At 38.9% G+C, this 18809-nt stretch carries 15 protein-coding genes and 1 pseudogene; 7 read left to right on the top strand and 9 right to left on the bottom strand.

Features of this window, described 5'->3' with window-relative positions:
• The first annotated feature begins 15 nt into the window (after positions 1-15).
• Positions 16-108, top strand: coding sequence for a DUF4351 domain-containing protein (locus tag NWP17_RS10415; RefSeq protein ID WP_425332659.1), 93 nt, complete (start codon positions 16-18; stop codon positions 106-108).
• A 32-nt stretch (positions 109-140) separates the two neighbouring features.
• On the opposite strand, the pseudogene NWP17_RS17525 reads toward NWP17_RS10415, so the two are convergent.
• The 6 genes and pseudogenes from NWP17_RS17525 to NWP17_RS10440 form a co-directional block, all read right to left on the bottom strand.
• Positions 141-239, bottom strand: a pseudogene (locus tag NWP17_RS17525) (hypothetical protein); the annotation flags it as partial.
• Positions 240-249: 10 nt separating this feature from the next.
• Complete coding sequence (locus NWP17_RS10420) at positions 250-3360, bottom strand: type I restriction endonuclease subunit R (RefSeq protein ID WP_280654841.1); 3111 nt, start codon at positions 3358-3360, stop codon at positions 250-252.
• Between the two features lie 15 nt (positions 3361-3375).
• Positions 3376-4104, bottom strand: a complete 729-nt coding sequence (locus NWP17_RS10425; protein WP_280654842.1) for a DUF4145 domain-containing protein — start codon at positions 4102-4104, stop codon at positions 3376-3378.
• Positions 4104-5339: a restriction endonuclease subunit S gene (locus NWP17_RS10430; protein WP_280654843.1), complete on the bottom strand. Its 1236-nt coding sequence runs from the start codon at positions 5337-5339 to the stop codon at positions 4104-4106. The genes NWP17_RS10425 and NWP17_RS10430 overlap by 1 nt, the downstream gene beginning before the upstream one ends.
• 176 nt (positions 5340-5515) lie before the next feature.
• On the bottom strand, positions 5516-6562 hold the full coding sequence (locus NWP17_RS10435) for a PDDEXK nuclease domain-containing protein (protein ID WP_280654844.1): 1047 nt from the start codon (positions 6560-6562) through the stop codon (positions 5516-5518).
• Entirely contained in the window at positions 6552-8102 is a 1551-nt protein-coding gene (locus NWP17_RS10440) for a class I SAM-dependent DNA methyltransferase (RefSeq protein ID WP_280654845.1), read from the bottom strand. The genes NWP17_RS10435 and NWP17_RS10440 overlap by 11 nt, the downstream gene beginning before the upstream one ends.
• Before the next feature lie 245 nt (positions 8103-8347).
• Here NWP17_RS10440 and NWP17_RS10445 point away from each other — a divergent pair, with 245 nt between their 5' ends.
• The 3 genes from NWP17_RS10445 (at position 8348) to NWP17_RS10455 (ending at position 10803) form a co-directional block, all read left to right on the top strand.
• Positions 8348-8494, top strand: a complete 147-nt coding sequence (locus NWP17_RS10445; RefSeq protein WP_280654846.1) for a hypothetical protein — start codon at positions 8348-8350, stop codon at positions 8492-8494.
• 93 nt (positions 8495-8587) lie between these two features.
• Positions 8588-9604, top strand: coding sequence for a DMT family transporter (locus tag NWP17_RS10450; protein WP_280654847.1), 1017 nt, complete (start codon positions 8588-8590; stop codon positions 9602-9604).
• A gap of 110 nt (positions 9605-9714) precedes the next feature.
• Positions 9715-10803, top strand: a complete 1089-nt coding sequence (locus tag NWP17_RS10455) for a peptidoglycan-binding protein (protein WP_280654848.1) — start codon at positions 9715-9717, stop codon at positions 10801-10803.
• Here NWP17_RS10455 and NWP17_RS10460 read toward each other — a convergent pair.
• Positions 10798-11253, bottom strand: a complete 456-nt coding sequence (locus NWP17_RS10460) for a DUF2141 domain-containing protein (RefSeq protein WP_280654849.1) — start codon at positions 11251-11253, stop codon at positions 10798-10800. The two genes, NWP17_RS10455 and NWP17_RS10460, sit on opposite strands and share 6 nt — an antisense overlap.
• A gap of 65 nt (positions 11254-11318) precedes the next feature.
• On the bottom strand, positions 11319-12683 hold the full coding sequence (locus NWP17_RS10465) for a sensor histidine kinase (protein ID WP_280654870.1): 1365 nt from the start codon (positions 12681-12683) through the stop codon (positions 11319-11321).
• A 255-nt stretch (positions 12684-12938) separates the two neighbouring features.
• Here NWP17_RS10465 and NWP17_RS10470 point away from each other — a divergent pair, with 255 nt between their 5' ends.
• Positions 12939-13835: a S66 peptidase family protein gene (locus tag NWP17_RS10470; RefSeq protein WP_280654850.1), complete on the top strand. Its 897-nt coding sequence runs from the start codon at positions 12939-12941 to the stop codon at positions 13833-13835.
• Positions 13836-13945: 110 nt separating this feature from the next.
• Here the strand turns inward: NWP17_RS10470 and NWP17_RS10475 are convergent, their stop codons facing one another.
• Entirely contained in the window at positions 13946-15541 is a 1596-nt protein-coding gene (locus NWP17_RS10475; RefSeq protein ID WP_280654851.1) for an Hsp70 family protein, read from the bottom strand.
• Between the two features lie 439 nt (positions 15542-15980).
• On the opposite strand from NWP17_RS10475, the gene NWP17_RS10480 reads away from it, so the two are divergent.
• Both NWP17_RS10480 and glf read left to right on the top strand, forming a co-directional pair.
• Positions 15981-16808, top strand: coding sequence for a glycosyltransferase family 2 protein (locus tag NWP17_RS10480; protein WP_280654852.1), 828 nt, complete (start codon positions 15981-15983; stop codon positions 16806-16808).
• A 119-nt stretch (positions 16809-16927) separates the two neighbouring features.
• On the top strand, positions 16928-18721 hold the full coding sequence (gene glf / locus NWP17_RS10485; protein WP_280654853.1) for a UDP-galactopyranose mutase: 1794 nt from the start codon (positions 16928-16930) through the stop codon (positions 18719-18721).
• Positions 18722-18809: the final 88 nt, after the last annotated feature.

An 18809-nucleotide genomic window follows, 5' to 3' on the forward strand; every position in this document is an offset into this window, starting at 1 on the left:
TCCCTGATAGAGGCAATTTACACATTGAATTTTGACCAGTTAGACCTACTAGGTGAGGCGCTGTTGGATTTTACTTCTGTTGCTGATTTGCGGCGATGGTTAGGGTAATTTACCCGAATGAGAGGATAGATTAACTACAAACCTGTCTTCACATTCCATATGTTGATGGTGTTGTCTAGACTCCCACCGGCTAAAGTTTGACCATCAGCGCTGTATGCTACTGAAAAAACCGAGTCAGATTTCCTTACCTCAAGATTGACCCTCTTGTAAAAAAAATTCAGCCTGTTCTAAAACTGTAGAAGTTGCTTTATCACATTTATCTGGGGGATAACCATACTTTTTCAATAACCTTTTAACTATCACTCGTAATTTAGCCCTGACATTTTCTTTCACTGTCCAATCAATGGTTAAATTAGCACGAATCGCTTTCACCAAATCACGAGCGATCGCTTTGAGGGTATCATCTCCTAAAATCATCACTGCACTATCATTCACCTCCAAAGCATCATAAAAAGCTGTTTCATCTTCAGTTAGTCCCAAGTCTTCACCCCGTCTTTGTCCCTCCCGCATGGCTTTGGCGAGTTCAATTAGTTCATTGATGACTTGGGCTGTTTCAATGGCACGATTTTGATATCTTTTGATGGTATTTTCTAACATTTCTCGGAAGGAACGAGCTTGAATTAAGTTCTTGCGAAAACTGATTTTGATTTGTTCATTAATTAATTTTTGTAAGGTTTCTAATGCCACGTTACGATAGGGTAAACCCCGCACTTCTTCTAAAAATTCATCGGAGAGGATAGCGATATTTGGTTTATTTAATCCTGCGGATGTAAAGATATCTATTACTTGTTCACTGGCGATCGCTTTAGAAACTATCTGTCTTACTGCTGCATCTATATCTTCTGGGCTTTTCCCGTCACCAGTGGTATATTTTACCATTGCTGCTTTGATAGCTTGGAAAAATCCGATTTCATCTCGAATAGCGATTCCTTCGTCGGTACTGCTAACTAAAGCAAAAGCTTTGGATAGTTCACCTACTGCTTTAATATAACGTTGTTTACCATCTTCTAATCCTAAGATATGATTGAGGGCAGCAGGAATGATTGATACTCTTTCTGTGGGTTTACCTGTAAAGAATTTTTGATAGTTAAAATTGTGATACATAGCTTTGACAATTTCGTATTTCTCCTGCATAATTACTAGGGCAATACTGGTGTCAATGCCTGTTTCCCCTCTATCTCTTTCTGTGTAATCCTTGAGTGCATCTTTGAGTTGTTCAGCAATGCCTAAATAGTCAACTATTAACCCCCCTGGTTTATCTTTGAAGACACGATTTACCCTGGCTATAGCTTGCATTAAATTGTGTCCCTGCATGGGTTTATCTACATATAAAGTATGCAGACTGGGGGCATCAAATCCTGTTAGCCACATATCCCGAACTATGACTATTTTAAAGGGGTCATCGGCTTTTTTGAAGCGTTTAGCTAATTCTTTCCGGGCTTTTTTACTGCGGATGTGAGGCTGCATTTTTTTGTCATCAGCAGCAGAACCAGTCATGACAACTTTGATAACTCCTTGGTTATCATCTTCACTGTGCCATTCTGGTTTAATTTGAATGATAGCATGGTACAAGTCAGCACAGATACGGCGACTCATACAGACGATCATGGCTTTACCGTCTCTCAGTTCTGGTGCTGCGGTGCGATTTTCAAAATGTTCAACAATATCTTTAGCAATTTGATTAATTCTTTTTTCTGCACCAACTAAGGCTTCTAATCTTGCCCATTTACTTTTAAGTTTTTCTTTGGTAGTGAGTTCTTGGTCTTCGGTAATTTCTTCAAATTCAGGGTCAATGTTTGGGCGTTCTGAGGGTTCTAAATCGAGTTTTGCTAATCGCGTTTCATAGTATATTTTGACTGTAGCTTCATCTTCTACTGCCCTTTGAATGTCGTAAATATCAATGTAATCTCCAAATAAAGCAGTGGTATTTTTATCAGTTTGGGCAATGGGTGTACCTGTAAATCCCACAAAGGAAGCGTGAGGGATAGCGTCTCTTAAATATTTTGCGTAACCATATTTAATATAAGCCTCGTCATCTTTTTGTACAACTTTGGCTTTTAATCCGTATTGGCTTCTGTGTGCTTCATCTGCTATGAGAACTATATTATGTCGGGGGGAAAGTTCCTCATATTCGTTACCTGTTTCTGGGGCGAATTTTTGGATGGTGGTAAATACAATTCCCCCTGCTGCTACTTGGAGTAATTCTTTTAAATTTTCCCTGTTTTCTGCTTGTACAGGGTTTTGTCTTAATAAGTCAACGCAGGATGAAAAGGTGGTAAATAGTTGATCATCTAAATCATTTCTATCTGTTAAAATTACCAAAGTGGGATTTTCCATTTCTGGTTGTTGTATCAGTTTCCCACTATAAAATGCCATTGTTAAACTTTTACCGCTACCTTGGGTATGCCAGACTACACCCACTTTTGTATCTCCATCTGTGCGGGTGGCTTTGATAGTAGAGGTAATGGCTTTATTCACAGCATGATATTGGTGATACCCTGCCATTTTTTTAATAATTGTATCTTGGTCAACTTCAAAAACAATGAAGTATTGGATAATATCTAGTATAGTAGTTTGATTAAATATACCTTTAATAATTGTTTCTAATTCTGCTTGTCCTTGAGGAATAATATTTTCACCATCAATAGTACGCCAAGGCATGAAACGTTCCCAGTCTGCGGTTAATGTGCCGACTCTGGCTTTAATACCATCGGAAATGACGAGAATTTCGTTATAGGGAAATAAGCAGGAAATATCGTTTTTATAGGTTTGTAGTTGGTTGAATGCACCTTTTATTGTAGCGTTTTCATCTGCGGCGTTTTTGAGTTCAATTACGGCGATGGGTAAGCCATTGATGAAGATAACTACATCAGGAATACGGGCGGTTTTACCTGTTTCTTTGACACGAAATTGATTAACTACTAACCAGTCGTTATTATCAATTTTATTAAAATCAATTAGTTGGACTTTTTTGTATTGGGTTTGTCCATTTTGTTGATATTCAACATCTACCCCATCTGTTAAGTATTTATGAAAGCGGCGATTGTTTTCATAAAGTATTGGGGTTTCGGTGCGGGTGATTTTTTTGATTGCGTCTTGGATGGCGTGAAAGGGAATATGGGGGTTGATGGTTTGTAAGGCATTTTGTAAGCGGTTGATGAGGATAACTTCGTTATATTCTTGGCGTTCTGTTTGGGGGGTATCGGGGGCGATTTCTACACCATTTAAAGTGGTGTAGCCTAGTTCTGATAGCCAGTCTAGGGTTGCTTGTTCAATAATTGATTCGGTGAATTTGTTCATAGCAAAATTACACCTTTAAGCCATATAATTTGCTAAGAAACTACCAATACCCTTGATCATTAACTCGACATCTGAACGAGTAAATTGTTCAAATTCTCCATGTGCTGCTTGATTACGAATATCTGCCCAAGCTCTTAACTGTTTAGCTGTTAATTCATTGAAAACACCTGCTTTTTTGAGGTCATCAATAAGTGGATTTAAAGTTAGGGGTGAACCTTTAGCATTAATTGTTGCTATAGGAGGGGTTTGTTTATCACACAGGGTTTTTAAGGCCTTTTCTAATACTGCTCCAGATAATACTGCTGCTGGAACATGGTCATATTTACCACTTGTACCTTCCGCTAATAACTGTTCTGCTTGTCCCATATAATCTGCTGCAATTTCTGATTCAATTTCAATTGCTAAATCTCCTAAAAATCCTTGTTCAAAATCTGATTTAATAGCTTTTAGATAGCCTATGGCTCGATTTAATTTGGCTCTATATATCCAATCTACTTTATTTCCTTCATCTGATTGTCTTAGCTCTTCAATTAAATTCCAATTGGGGTGATTTGGAGGTAAGATTTTGCTGAACAATGTGATACATTTTGCTTGCAAAGCCATAAAAGGTTGATAATTATTAGTGTAACAACCTAACCCTTGGGGGTTCGTATTCAAGCTTATTCTATCTATTTCTTCTCCCTCAGTAATAAGTTCTTCAAAGCGAGATAAATATTTATTAAGAAGATTTGTTGGTAAAGTCATTATGCTACAGACTCCAATAATTTTTCTGCTTGTTTAACTCGAATTTCTCCTGACATCAATTTTGGTAATAGAGTGTCTCGGAGAGTAGCGAGTGAATGAGATTCTTGTAAATTATTAACAATCATCTGATACAGCCTTTCAACTTGTTTAATAAAAACATCTAAAATTTTAATATCTGGTATAACTAATTCAATAGGACGAAAATTAGATTTACTAATTTCCAGAAAAGTTGTTCCGTTAGCTCGTCCTATAATAGTTTCTATATTTTCTCTAGTCCAATTCAAAATATAGTAATTCGGTAAACCTTTATCACATATCATTCCAATATATCCTTGATTAATAGCTACTGGAATTTCTGAAATAGCAAGATAACCTATAGGAGCGCGTGAAGATAGTAAAAGAGTTCCTTTAGGTAATAATCCAGAACTAATTTGTTTTAATCCAAGTTCAGTAATTTTTCTTTCAGTATTGAGTAGTACAGGACTTGATAATGATGATAAATCTTTGGGAGTTGTCCAATGAATAGTTCCACCTTCCCAATAATCAGGATTTTTTGTGCTTGGAGTGCTACCACCAACAATTTTCACTGATTCACCAATAGTAGCAACCTTCCAACCCTTGGGAATTAAACCCAAAGACGACTCCTCAAAATCATTAGGGAATAGATCCGCCGTTGCTGCATCCATACCTGCGGGTTGTCTCCCTTCCATCTTGGCGCGTACTGGATCAAAATCCACAAACCACGACTTAAAAATCTCCCTGGCCATTGCTTCTAGGGTTTCGTTCATCTGTCGGTTCAGTTCGATTTTGTCATCCAGTGTTCCCAGAATGTGTGCGATCGCTTTTTGTTCAGCAAGTGGGGGAAGTTTGACAGATAAAAAATAAAAATCCTGACGACTTGTAGAAGGAATAGCTGAACCGCTATCCATTCCATTAATATCCTGAGTTAAGAGATTGTAATAAGCCCATTTTAAATCAATATCAACTTTAGGCTCTAAATAAAATGCCGTATCTATTACCCAAAAAGGCTTGTCTGAATAATGAACTCCTCTATAAGCTCCTTTTCTACCAATAATTACACTAGGATGATTACATAAAGCCTTTTTACTTTGTCCAATTTTTCCATTAGTTCCAAAAACTGGGTATTCACCAATATTATCTGCATAATTAGGACAGGGTTTACCATATTCAAGCGTTACTAATTCCCCCCAATATAAATCTTTCCAATTATTCATAATCTTAATATTAACCTCTCTTATTATTATTAATTCATTATCTAAAAATTTCCATTAATAAACTCTTTAATATTTTACCTTATATAGCAACTTAAAAAGTATTAAGAAAAAGAAAAAATGCTAAAACTAATTCACATAAAACGTCTCAATTTTTGAATTTTGACTTTTGATTTTTGCTATAACTCCTCCTCAGCCTCCACATTTACCGCTTCTAATTCAGCTTCCAACTGTTCAATAGTCGGTAAACTCTCCTGCAACCTCTCCGGTAATTCCTCCCGCAATTGATAAGTAGAAACCCCAATAGGCTTATTCATATCTCGCAAAGAATATTCAACAATCTTTTGCTTTTTATACTTACATAAAATAATCCCAATAGTTGGCATATCATCCCGGTGTTTTAGCAACTCATCCACAGCCGAAACATAAAAACTCATCTTCCCTGAAAACTCAGGTTTAAATTCTTCCACCTTCAAATCAATCACCACAAAACACCGTAAACGTAAATGATAAAATAATAAATCTAAATAAAAATCTTCCCCTTCCACCTCCAAATGATACTGACTACCCACAAACGCAAAACCTACCCCCAATTCCAATAAAAAATCGCGGATACGTTCTATCAAAGCTTTCTCTAACTCTCGCTCCTGTGCCTCCTTCCCTAAATTAATAAAATCAAAATTATAAGGGTCTTTAAATAACTGTTGAGCCAGTTCTGATTGGGGATTTGGTAATGTGCGAGAAAAATTAGTATCAGCCTTACCTTGTCTTTTATATAGTCCACTTTCTATCTGATGGACTAATACATTGCGACTCCATCCTTGCTCAATAGTTTGTCTTGCATACCACAGACGTTCCTCTGGTGATTTCACCTTTTCTATTAAGGTAATATTGTGATACCAAGTAATTTGTGCAAGCACCTCTTGCACAAATTCAAAATCAGGGTAAGTTTCCGCAAAACTCCGCATATATTTAAGATTGCGGGATGAAAAACCCTTCATTTCAGGAAAGGCTTTTTGTAAATCAGATGCTAAATTATTAATAACTTTAGCACCCCATCCTTGGTGCTGTTGACGATGTAAAATATCCCGTCCAATTTGCCAATAAAGTAATACTAATTCCCGGTTAATAGCAATTACAGCGCGGATTTGAGCATTGCGGATAGGTTCTTTTAATTCCCCCACAAATTGCTGATAATCATCTGGATTTGATAAACTATCCACCATAGCCCAACCCCCGCAGATTCTCCCGAATCATTGCTTCTAATTTAGCACTTTCGGTAAATTGTTGATCTAATTTCGCCGTTAGATGTAACATCTTTTCATCAAAAGATTCATCATCATCTTCTATTTCTTCTGCTCCTACATATCGTCCTGGAGTTAATACATAACCATGTCCTTTTATTTCTTCAAAACTGGCACTTTTACAAAAACCAGGAACATCTACATATTCTTCCTTACCACTACCCCGCCAATTATGATAAGTTTGGGCAATGCGTTTAATTTCCTCCTCTGTTAAATCCCGATGTACCCTATCAATTAAAAAACCTAATTTCCGGGCATCAATAAATAATGTTTCACCCCGGCGATTACGGAATTTACCACCGGATTTATTAGGAGTCAAAAACCATAAACAAGCGGGAATTTGGGTATTATAAAATAATTGTCCTGGTAGTGCCACCATGCAATCAACTAAATCTGCTTCAATTAAAGATTTTCTAATCTCTCCTTCCCCAGATTGATTAGAACTCATAGAACCATTAGCTAATACAAACCCAGCATAACCAAGAGGGGCTAAATGACTAATGATATGTTGAATCCAGGCATAGTTAGCATTACCAGCCGAGGGTGTGCCATAAAGCCAACGTCCATCTTCTTGTAATGCTTCCCCTCGCCAATCACTCATATTAAAAGGAGGATTTGCTATGATATAATCTGCTCTTAAATCTTTGTGTAAATCACTGCGGAAAGTATCAGCATTTTGTAAACCAATATTGCCTTCAATTCCCCGGATAGCTAAATTCATTTTGCACAGCTTCCAAGTTGTGGGATTAGATTCTTGTCCATAAATAGAAATATCCCCAACTTTGCCACCGTGAGATTCTACAAACTTCTCAGATTGAACAAACATTCCCCCAGAACCACAACAAGGATCATAGACTCGTCCTTTGTAGGGTTCTAACATTTCTACTAACAATTGCACCACACAACGTGGGGTGTAAAACTGTCCCCCTTTCTTCCCTTCTGCACTGGCGAATTGTCCTAAAAAATATTCATAAACTCTACCTAAAATATCTTTAGAGCGACTTTCCGCGTCTCCTAAACCAATAGTGCTAATTAAGTCTATTACTTCCCCCAGTAAGCGTTTATCTAGGGAGGGTTTACCATATTCCTTGGGTAATACACCTTTGAGAGAGGGATTTTCTTTTTCTATGGCCTCCATCCCCTCATCAATTAACTGCCCAATCGTTGGGGTTTTAGCGTTACTCTGGAAATGTAACCAGCGTGCTGCTGGGGGGACGTAAAAAATATTTTCTGCTTTGTACTCGTCCCTGTCTTCTGGATCTGCGTATTCATCCTGAGTTAATTTCTGGTAGATTTCGTTAAAAGCATCAGAAATATATTTAAGGAAGATTAGCCCTAAGACAACGTGCTTATATTCAGCAGCATCTAAGTGACCACGCAATTTATCGGCAGCTTGCCATAATTTCTCTTCAAAACCCAATTTAGTGCTACTGCTGTTTGCTGTAGTCTGTTTCTTTGGCACTTAGATACTCCGGTAATTTGTTAATTCTATGTTAAAAATAACGTGAACTGTCATTAGCATTATATAGCATTATAAAAGACTGGTGTAGTTGATAACAATAGTTTTTAGGTAATTTATAAAAATAATTTTATTTATGTGACAACCCTCTGACCATCTCGAGTACAGGCTAAGGTAGTCGGTACACCTTGACTTTTTCCACAGTAAAAGCTCCCCCCCTGGCGTAGGCGGGTTGATGAGTGGTAGTGGTGGCTAGTGTAGTTAAGGAAGCTACTACTATAGAGGGCGATCGCGCCTACATAGTCAACTATACAGCCGAAATTGACAAATATAACCGCTTTTTACCAATAGTTCAGGACATGGTTCAATCCTTGAAAGTATTTAAGGATACATAGTATTAAATGTCTAATTGCCAATGACTGCACATAATTATGTAAAATTAGGTAAAGTAATTTGAAAATTTGTTAAATCAAGGCATTAGCTAACCTATGCAGCTGAAGCTCAGTGCATCTAAATCCATCTTTACCTCCTTGACCTTAATCGCTCCTTTTTTCCTGTGGGGAACGGCAATGGTAGCTATGAAAACAGTTATCCCCCACACAACCCCCTTTTTTATGGCAGGTTTACGATTGCTACCAGCTGGGGTATTAATTTTGATAGCAGCAGCATTTCTGGGTAAACCCCAACCCCGGGGTTGGTTAGCATGGCTGTGGATTATTTTATTTGCTTTAGTAGATGGGGCATTATTTCAAGGGTTTTTGGCACAGGGATTAGTGAGAACTAGTGCAGGTTTGGGATCTGTGATGATTGACTCTCAACCTTTAGCAGTGGCTTTGTTGTCGTTGTGGCTATTTGAAGAACATATTGGTTTGTGGGGATGGCTGGGATTGGTTTTAGGAGTTCTGGGTATTAGTTTAATTGGTTTACCCGATGAGTGGATTCTTCACTTTTTTGATGGTAATGTCAATGCAAGCATTGGCTATTGGCAAGATTTATTTGCTAGTGGTGAATGGTTAATGCTGTTAGCCGCTTTTTCCATGGCTGGAGGAACGGTGATGATTCGGTTTGTGTGTAGATATGCTGATCCGGTGACGGCTACAGGATGGCACATGATTTTGGGTGGATTGCCGTTGTGGGGAATTTCATGGGTAGCGGAATCTCAGCAATGGGAGAATCTTGTGACATCTGAATGGATGGCTTTGGGTTATGCTACAGTTTTTGGCAGTGCCATAGCCTATGGATTGTTTTTTTACTTTGCTTCCAAGGGTAATCTAACAAGTCTCAGTTCTCTTACCTTTCTAACTCCTGTATTTGCTTTATTATTTGGCAATCTGTTCCTCTCGGAAGTTCTTAGTCCTTTGCAGTGGGTGGGGGTGGGACTGACTTTAATTAGCATCTATCTGATTAACCAGCGCCATAATTTGGGTAAAAAAAATAATCAAGTGAGTGTAGAAGATAAACCCAGACAGGAATCATCTGTTTTAGAAGCATCTGTTCACAAATAAATTAATAATTCTCATGTCTTGTCTGTTGCTTCTAAAGTTAACATTTCGGCATCTTCGGGTTATGGTGGAATGTGTAACTCAACTACCACATTCAGGGTGAAACTGACAATATGAGGCGGTATTATTCCTCAATTTTGATTTTTACCTGTTTTACTTGCTGGGGTTTTTATCCTCATCACACCAGTCTGCTAACATCTCACCCAGCATCGGCACAAATTCCTCCAGCAAGTTCCACAATACCCACCACGTATACTATCCTCAAACTTGGCAGTCAAGGAACAGATGTTAAGGTATTGCAAATTCAATTAAAAGATTTAAGATACTACCATGATGATATTGACGGAGTTTATGGACAAAACACCAAAAGGGCTGTAGCGGAGTTTCAAAAGTTACAAAATTTACCCAGAATAGATGGTATTGCTGATTTGGCAACTAGGCAGAGTCTACAAACACTTTGGGTAAACCAAAGTCCTGTTTCTGTTCCTTCTACTCCAACAGTCCAACAAACTGACGCTCCTCAACTTAGCCAAGGAGGATTTATTTGGTGGTCGTTATTGGGTCTGGTAATTCTAGGAAGTACTGGCGGAATCCTATTCTTGGTGGGATTATTTATCCCGTTTAAATTCAATGCTTTTAGTTCTGGTGAACAAAAACCCGTGAAGTCGTCTCCAGGAGAGTTAGATACATTTTCCGACTCCCAGGAAAATTATGTACCTGTGATTAGTTCACCACCATCGCCAATCACTCCCCGTCTAAGTAAAGTTAATGTTGTTGATGAACTGATTCATGACTTGCACGGAGGCGATCGCCCCAAGCAGCGCAAAGCCATTTGGAATCTAGGTCAGCAGGGAGACTCGCGAGCAATTCAGCCCCTGGTAGACTTGATGATGGATGCTGATTCTCAACAACGCAGTTTAATTTTGGCAGCTTTGGCAGAAATTAACACTCGCGCACTCACACCAATGAACCGTGCTTTAGCCATTTCATTGCAAGATGAAAATCCACAAGTGAGACAAAATGCGATCCGTGACTTAACTCGCATTTATGACATGATCATTCAAATGAGCCAAATTGTCGCCCACGCCATGGAAGACCCGGATGTAGATGTGCAAAATACCGCTAAGTACGCTCTGATTCAGATGAATAAAATCCGGGGAGTATCCCATCAACAGATTCCACCGAGAGATAGTGATTTATAAATGTTTCAACTTGATTTGAATGACTGTATTGGGTCCTGCTAACAAAACAGCGGTATCCCTGAATTTGGGGGGACCAATGCGAACCTCCGGGTTTCTGGAAAATCCGAAGCCTTCTATGGGTACACCAAAGTAATTAAGATTTAGAATTTGGTCGTTATTCTGATCATGAATAACGGCAACAGCGTAACTACCAGCTTGTAAGTTATCGAAAGTCACTGTTAAGGATTTCTCCGACATTTTAGTACACTTTGCCTTGAGTACGCCATCTCTGTTATTGGGAAATCCTTTACTATTAGCAAATATACTCACACACACTTGTCCTTCTGTGTTTCTCAATCCATTAATTTCTACCGTCAGATTACTTAGAAAATTCCCTCTAGCACTGGATGTCCAGAACCCGTTTCCCATAATTGCCAATAGCAGAACACTCAGTCCTAATTTTTTTACCATGATGTTTTTACCCAACTTAAATAATTTAACACTAAATACAGTTTGACTTACCCTGATGTTTGGCGTTACTGCTCTTTTACCACTGGTACTGTAATAATGAATTCAGTTCCTTCTCCAAGAGTAGATACACAGTTGATTTGACCTCCATGTTTTTCTACTATAATTTGATAGCTGATGGATAGTCCTAATCCCGTTCCTTTGCCTACGGGTTTAGTAGTGAAAAATGGGTCAAATAATTGTTTTTTGATATTTTCTGGTATGCCAGTTCCATTATCAATAATGCGAATTTCTACGCAGTTGTTGCTGATCAGTTGAGTACAAATTTTAATAGATGGATTGTGATTTTTCCGTCCTTTAACTATGGACTCTTCTAAAGCATCTATGGCATTAGTTAAAATATTCATGAATACCTGATTGAGTAAGCCAGGGTAGCACTCCACTAAGGGTAAATGACCGTACTCTTTGACTAAATTAATACTCTCACTACTTTTGTGCTTTTTCAGCCGACTTTGCAAAATTAGCAGGGTACTATCAATACCTTCATGGATATTAACTGTTTTCTTCTCAGCTTCATCAAGGCGAGAAAAGTTTTTTAACGATCGCACGATTTGCTCAATGCGATCGCAACCTATTTGCATAGAATTAAGAAGACTAGGAAGGTCTTCAGTTAAAAAGTCCAGTTCAATTTCGCGAGCTTCTGTTTGAATTTCTGCTACTGGATCAGGATAGTGCAGGCGGTACAAATTGATGATTTTGAGTATTTTTTGACTGTAATCTTTTACATATAGGAGGTTACCAGTAATAAAATTAACTGGATTATTGATTTCGTGGGCAACACCAGCGACTAATTGACCTAAAGCAGCCATTTTGTCATTCTGTAGTAATCGAGTATAATTTTGCTGGAGGTCTTTAAAGCCTGCCTTAGCTACTCTTGATTGTTCCTCTACACGCTGTAACTTAGCTAGTGTTAGAGAGTGAATTTGCGAGTTAGCTAATAGTAACTGGTGAAAGTCCAGTAACTGATGATTCCCTGACGTAGTTTTTACTACTATTGGTTCATAGACTAGTTCGGGCGATCGCTGCAATGCTCCCTGAGTAGCTTCTACAATCAATGTATCCCCCGTAAGCATGAATACATCTGGCTTGAGAAATTCATAAAGATGTTGGATACTTCGCCCAGAAAAAAGCCCAAGGCTATAGGGGCGGCTCATGTGCTCAAAAAATTTCTTCCGCGACATCATACCCTGGTAGGAACTATTGTCAGTCAAAACCACTCCTGGTAGTAGAGGGTCTTGATCAAAAAGTTTAGTTAATTCATTTACCTGACGTTCTACAAGCACCATGATATCCCACAGGGGTAAAATTTCTACAGTTGAGTCCAATCGCAGGTTTAGCTCATTGGCATTTGTCACGCTACCCATAGCCGGCATCATTGAAATCCTTTGCCTTTTAGGTAATATTATTACAGTCACCGCCATGAATAACCATAAACATGGCCGTCCAAGAAATTGCTACTTCTAGCAATCTTGCCTTGTTTAGTGTTCCCAAAATAAGTTGACAAATTGATACACTAGCTAATCTTAGCATTTAGAGACGCTCAATATGAGATTTTATCTTGGTTGTGAGTTATGTTTTTGATAATCTATTTGTACTTTTGCATTCAGTAAATTATTAGCTTATTATTTATGCAATCTAAGATGTTACCTCCACCCCTGCAACCTGGAGATTTGTTAACAGTGATAGCTCCTAGTGGTGCATTAAGAGAGTTTGAAGCATTGAAACAAAGTGTGGAAATTTGGCGATCGCGTGGTTATGATGTCCATATAATCGCAAATTTGGCTGATAGATGGGGATATTTAGCCGAAAAAGATGATATACGTCGTCAACAGCTAACCAAAGCCTGGGAAGATCCACATTGTCGTGGTATCCTCTGCACTAGAGGCGGATTTGGTAGCACTCGGATTTTAGAAAATTGGACTTGGAATATTAACTCAACAGTACCAAAATGGCTAATTGGGTTTTCTGACATTACAGCTTTGTTGTGGAGTCTTTACACAGTAGGTATTTCCAGTGTTCATGCTGGTGTGTTGACAACTTTAGCAAATGAAACAGATTGGTCAATTGAACGATTATTCGATGTTGTCGAAGGCCGGCCTATCTCCCCTCTTCAAGGCTGTCCTTGGGGCGGAGGAATTGCTACTGGTGTTTTACTTCCAGGTAATCTCACTGTAACTACTCATCTTTTAGGTACATCAATAATGCCCAATTTGAAAGATGTGATTTTGGCATGGGAGGATGTGACAGAACCACCCTACCGCATTGACCGAATGTTAACCCAGTGGCGTTTAAGCGGTGTTTTATCAAAAGTCCGGGGTATTGCCTTGGGAAGTTTTACTAAATGCGAACCACCGCCAAATGTGCCTAGCTTCAGTGTAGAGGAAGTTCTACGCGATCGCTTGAGTGATTTGGGTATTCCTATTGTATCGGATTTGCCCTTTGGTCATGGCAATCCTAACGCAGCTTTACCTGTGGGTGTATTGGCAACATTGGACGGAGACCAGGGTATTTTGAGTATCTGTTAAAAATCGGTCATTACTCATTGGCTTAAACAAAAAGAAGCCTCTCACCTACCTGATAGGGGGGTGATGAGATGAACTTTTGAATAAACTGTCTGTATGGGAACGGGCTGCATCTAACTTAATTTGGCCACGAGTTGATTTTCTAAAAGAGTCTCATTAGTTAACAAGTCCTCAACTGTGATGCGCAAAAAACGTTGTTCATCCACTTGAAATAAAACTTTAATGCGATCGCTTCCCGGAGATCCTGGTGGTGTGAGTTGGGCAATAGTTCTCGCACCTGGTTGATCATTGAGGGGTTTAACATTGATTACACCTTCTTCTAAACGGCGAGTAATTAAGCGATCTCCATCAAAATAAACCTCCGTACTCCCGGTCTGATCTCCTAATTCCCCGATAATTAATTCAATGCTGGGTTGATTCTCTAAAGAAGCCCCTAAAACTAATTGCACCGGTTCACTCATGGGGTAACCTTGTCCGGTTTTAATAATTGAATACCAATTGTGACGCTGATGGCGACGATCCCAATAACGGACACCGTAACTGTGATAGAGAAAGTCTTTAACTTCCATCCCCTGGGCTAACTGTAACGCACCTTGAGCGATGGCTTCAAAAGGACGTTCACACCGGATTTTTTCTGGTTGAAAATACTGTTTTACCCATGTCTGCACTGCTGGTAACTGCACAGTCCCGCCTACTAACAACACAGCGTTAATATCTGCAACTTCTATTCCCTGTCGTCGCGCCTGTTGTAATATACTAGTCATGGACTGATCTAATTGAGTAAAAAATCCGTTTTCTTGGAGGATATTGTGGAAGATTTCCCGGTTGAGTTCTAATTCATAACTTTCCAAGTTCTCATCGTCACAATAAACTTCACTAGCTTGATTCTTCGTGGCTAACTGAATTTTTACTCGTTCTGCTAATCTGATAGTCAAGGGAGTTACCGCTAATTTTTGAGTTTTGGCAAAGTAATCTGCCACCCAATGATCAATATCACTACCGCCCAGATTTTGCCCTGCTTTGGCTAGTACACGGGCTATTTTTGGTTTTTGGGCGGAGTTTTCCCCCAGAGATTTATTACCCCACTTGAGAAGAAAACCCAGGGGCTTTTTGTTTTGCATTCTTTGATCTAACCGCACCAGGGATAAATCTAAAGTACCCCCGCCAAAGTCAACAACAAGGAGAATTTCTTGATCTGCTAAACCGTAACCCAAAGCAGCAGCTGTGGGTTCATCTAGCATTTGTATTTTTTCCACGGGTAGGTCTTGGCAAACTTTAGCTAACCAGTGACGATAAGCCTCGAAGCTATCTACAGGTACTGTTAAAACAAGAGAATCTAACCCTCCTTCCATGGCTGTTAGTTTTGCAATTAACTTATTGAGAAATAATTCCCCTACTTGCTCAAAGCTGACAAATTGTCCATCTATCTCTGGTAAGAAACCTTGAATATCCGCACCAATTCCCCGTTTGAAGCTGCGAAAAAATCGCGTTTCGTTTTTAACATCAAAACCGCGATCGCGTACTTCTTGCCCTACTAAAACTTTACCCTGGGTTGCTTCTTCTATATACACTAGGCTGGGTATGAGTGGGGAACTTTGGTGAGTTTGAATTGATAAACCTGGTATAGTCAGGGTTTCCGGCTGCTGGGTGACCGGATTCCAACGGGCTATAACTGTGTTACTTGTACCAAAATCAATCGCGATGACCATAGGTTTTAATTCGTGCAAAGGCGCAAAGAATTTTTTAGTGAGATTATTTTCCCATAAGCCAACAAGAGCGCAAATGAGCGATTGTTTCTTCTTTATGTTTAGCTTCTACTTCTATCCCAGGGTGGGGATGGATAGCGGGAAAAAAACGAAGTGTCCTTGAATCCAAACTAATGGGGATGTAGAAACCCCAGCCTACTTCGTTGATGCTGCGGTAGTTCATACTGTGCAGAAAATGTGGGGCGCTTGTATTATATCTGACTTTTACGCCTTGAATGTCTTGCAATTGATCATTCTTTAGACAGACGAGTTAAAAAAACCAACGGGTTAAATTTTTGAGCTATGTGGGCTTTAAATATACATATTTAAATATTTAAGGTTCATTCCTAGATAGAAAATTATCGAAATAAAGTCAACATAGGCGTTTTGAGGATTTGTAAAAGTGATATCTTACTTTTCAGGGTTTTTGGCTCAACCAGAAGTACAAGCACAGACTTCTAGTCAGCACATCACCAAAGTAGCAGTTATTATTGAGACTCATGAACAGTTAAGTTGTCTATGTTCACTGTTAGAAGATATTGGCAAGCAAAAACTATATCAGACAAAAATTGATATATATGTTGTCAATAACGCTACAGAGGATGTGACTCCAGCTGATTTACAAAGATTTTACTTTGCTGATATTCGGCTTCTGCAACCAGGTAAATATTTGGGTAACTATGGCGGTTTTTATTATGGTTTACGATTTGTTAGCAAACTGAGATATGATTATGTTTGGCTGCTTGATGATGATGTACGTCTAGACCCTTTGGCTCTAACCACACTCATTACAACTTTACAAGAAAATCATGAAGTGGGCTTAGTAGGTTCTCAAATTTATCAGCTAAAAGAACCTAAAACTATTCAAGAATTTGGTAGATTAATTAATGATGGTAAACCACAAGCAAAAATCAATTTTGACAAAAATGGGAATATTTTAAATGATGAAATCCTCAAAAGTAAGCCTTATATTAGGGTGGAGGATTTTACAGATAAATCATTACTCTTGCGTCATAAAATTGTTAAGCATGGAGTATTTAAAGGTTATCGTCTTCACTATAATGATATAGATTTATGCTCACGAGTTAAACAAGCTGGTTGGATTATTGCCATTAATCCTAGTTCAATTATTTGGTATAACTCACTTGCGCCAGACTTTTGGTCTGGGATTAATTATGACTACGAATGCAGTTTTTATTATTGGCAAAAGTACAGACCAGACCTTTTATAGCATTCAGCCAAGCTTCTACCGCACAATTAGGCTGTGTGATTAATCGCTACTGGGGGTAAGTTCTGCATTTACCCTTGTATGTATTTATGTTGAAAAATACCAAGTATTTTCAGGGAAATATGGTACTTGATTGTAGTTGTACTACCTTGACACCAGAGATAGTGTGCCTGTCTGATATGCGTTGGAATTGTGTTCACCCCCGGTTAAAACACATTTTAAGCCGTTGTACTTCACAAAGGCGAGTATTTTTTATTGAGGAGGTAATATTTACTAATCAATTGATGGGGCGGTTAGATATTAGCCAAGATAAAACTGGGTTAGTGGTTGTGATTCCATCTCTACCAAAACAACTGAGTGATGAGGATATCAATCTGGATTTACAAAGGTTAATCAGTGCTTTTTTTAGAGAAAATAGTATTGAAAATTACATTTTTTGGTACTGTACACCAAAAGCGATCGCCTTTACTCGCAACCTCCAACCCCAGGCCGTTATATACGATTGCATGGACGAGTTACCCACAATTAAAAGTATACCTTCTCCACTCCAGGAATACGAGACAGAAATTTTTTCTCTTGCAGACTTGGTGTTTATCGCTGAACAAAGTACCCAAGCGATGCAGGCACATCATCACCCGAATATCTACGTATTTCCCAGTGGCGGCGATGGCGATCGCATTTGGATGACAATGATGAAGCTGATAGACTTTGCCATTACTACTCGCCATCAGGAAGGCACAAACAATTCCCATCAAGCCACGCTAAGTTACAAACCACCAAACAAAGTTGTTAATACAGATTTGGTGTTTGACTACTTAATTGTGGGCGCGGGATTTTCTGGTAGTGTTATTGCCGAACGTTTGGCCAGTCAGTGTGGTAAAAGAGTGTTGGTTGTGGATAAGCGTAATCACATTGGCGGTAATGCTTATGATCATTATGATAATTCTGGCATTCTCATACACAAATACGGACCCCACATTTTTCACACTAATTCCCGACAAGTTTTTGAATACCTTTCACAGTTTACTCAGTGGCGACCTTACCAACATCGCGTCCTCAGTAGTGTAGATGGACAGCTGCTTCCTATTCCCATCAACTTAGATACCATTAATAAATTCTATGGTATGAACCTCAATTCTTTTGAGGTGGAAGAGTTTTTCAAATGTATTACCGAACCGAAAGAATACATCCGCACATCGGAAGATGTCATAGTCAGCCAAGTTGGTGAGGAATTGTATCAAAAGTTTTTTCAAGGTTACGCCTGCAAAAAATGGGGACTCGACCCTTCGCAATTGGATAAGTCAGTAGTTTCCAGAGTTTCTACCCGTACCAACCGCGATCACCGATATTTTACTGACACCTACCAAGCAATGCCACTGCACGGTTATACTCAGATGTTCGAGAAGATGTTAAACCACCCCAATATTAAGGTGATGCTGAACACAGATTACCGGGAAATTGAGCAGGTGATACCTTGGCGTGAGATGGTTTACACAGGGACAATTGATCAATTCTTTGATTATCGCTATGGCAAATTACCTTACAGATCAATTAAATTTCAACACGAGACACATAACATCCCTGTATTTCAACCAGCCCCAGTTATCCACTATCCCAATGAACATCTGTATAGCCGAGTAACAGAGTTTAAATACTTAACTGGGCAGGAACACAATAAAACTAGCATTGTTTATGAGTTTCCCCAGGCGGAAGGAGACCCTTATTACCCCATACCACTTCCTGATCACAAAAAAGTTTATCAAAAATACAAAGCATTGGCAGATCATACCCGGGGGGTGTATTTTGTCGGACGGTTAGCGAATTATCAATATCTCAATATGGATGAATGTGTGGGTCAGGCTCTCTTAGTGTATCAAAAAATTGTTTCAACTCCGGTTACAGCATTTCACGACTAAACCGGAAAACCCACCCAGCCAAAGCTATGCTCTGTATCTCCTCAGTTGAACCCGCTTAATATCCTTTTCTGCTTTGCGTATCACCCCC

The organism is Chrysosporum bergii ANA360D, from assembly GCF_029891735.1.
GTDB lineage: Bacteria > Cyanobacteriota > Cyanobacteriia > Cyanobacteriales > Nostocaceae > Umezakia > Umezakia bergii.

Coding starts and splice junctions, on each gene's coding strand:
- NWP17_RS10420 (WP_280654841.1), bottom strand. CDS start 3,360: ATGAACAAATTCACCGAATCAATTATTGAACAAGCAACCCTAGACTGG.
- NWP17_RS10425 (WP_280654842.1), bottom strand. CDS start 4,104: ATGACTTTACCAACAAATCTTCTTAATAAATATTTATCTCGCTTTGAA.
- NWP17_RS10430 (WP_280654843.1), bottom strand. CDS start 5,339: ATGAATAATTGGAAAGATTTATATTGGGGGGAATTAGTAACGCTTGAA.
- NWP17_RS10435 (WP_280654844.1), bottom strand. CDS start 6,562: ATGGTGGATAGTTTATCAAATCCAGATGATTATCAGCAATTTGTGGGG.
- NWP17_RS10450 (WP_280654847.1), top strand. CDS start 8,588: ATGCAGCTGAAGCTCAGTGCATCTAAATCCATCTTTACCTCCTTGACC.
- NWP17_RS10455 (WP_280654848.1), top strand. CDS start 9,715: ATGAGGCGGTATTATTCCTCAATTTTGATTTTTACCTGTTTTACTTGC.
- NWP17_RS10460 (WP_280654849.1), bottom strand. CDS start 11,253: ATGGTAAAAAAATTAGGACTGAGTGTTCTGCTATTGGCAATTATGGGA.
- NWP17_RS10465 (WP_280654870.1), bottom strand. CDS start 12,683: ATGCCGGCTATGGGTAGCGTGACAAATGCCAATGAGCTAAACCTGCGA.
- NWP17_RS10470 (WP_280654850.1), top strand. CDS start 12,939: ATGCAATCTAAGATGTTACCTCCACCCCTGCAACCTGGAGATTTGTTA.
- NWP17_RS10475 (WP_280654851.1), bottom strand. CDS start 15,541: ATGGTCATCGCGATTGATTTTGGTACAAGTAACACAGTTATAGCCCGT.
- glf (WP_280654853.1), top strand. CDS start 16,928: ATGGTACTTGATTGTAGTTGTACTACCTTGACACCAGAGATAGTGTGC.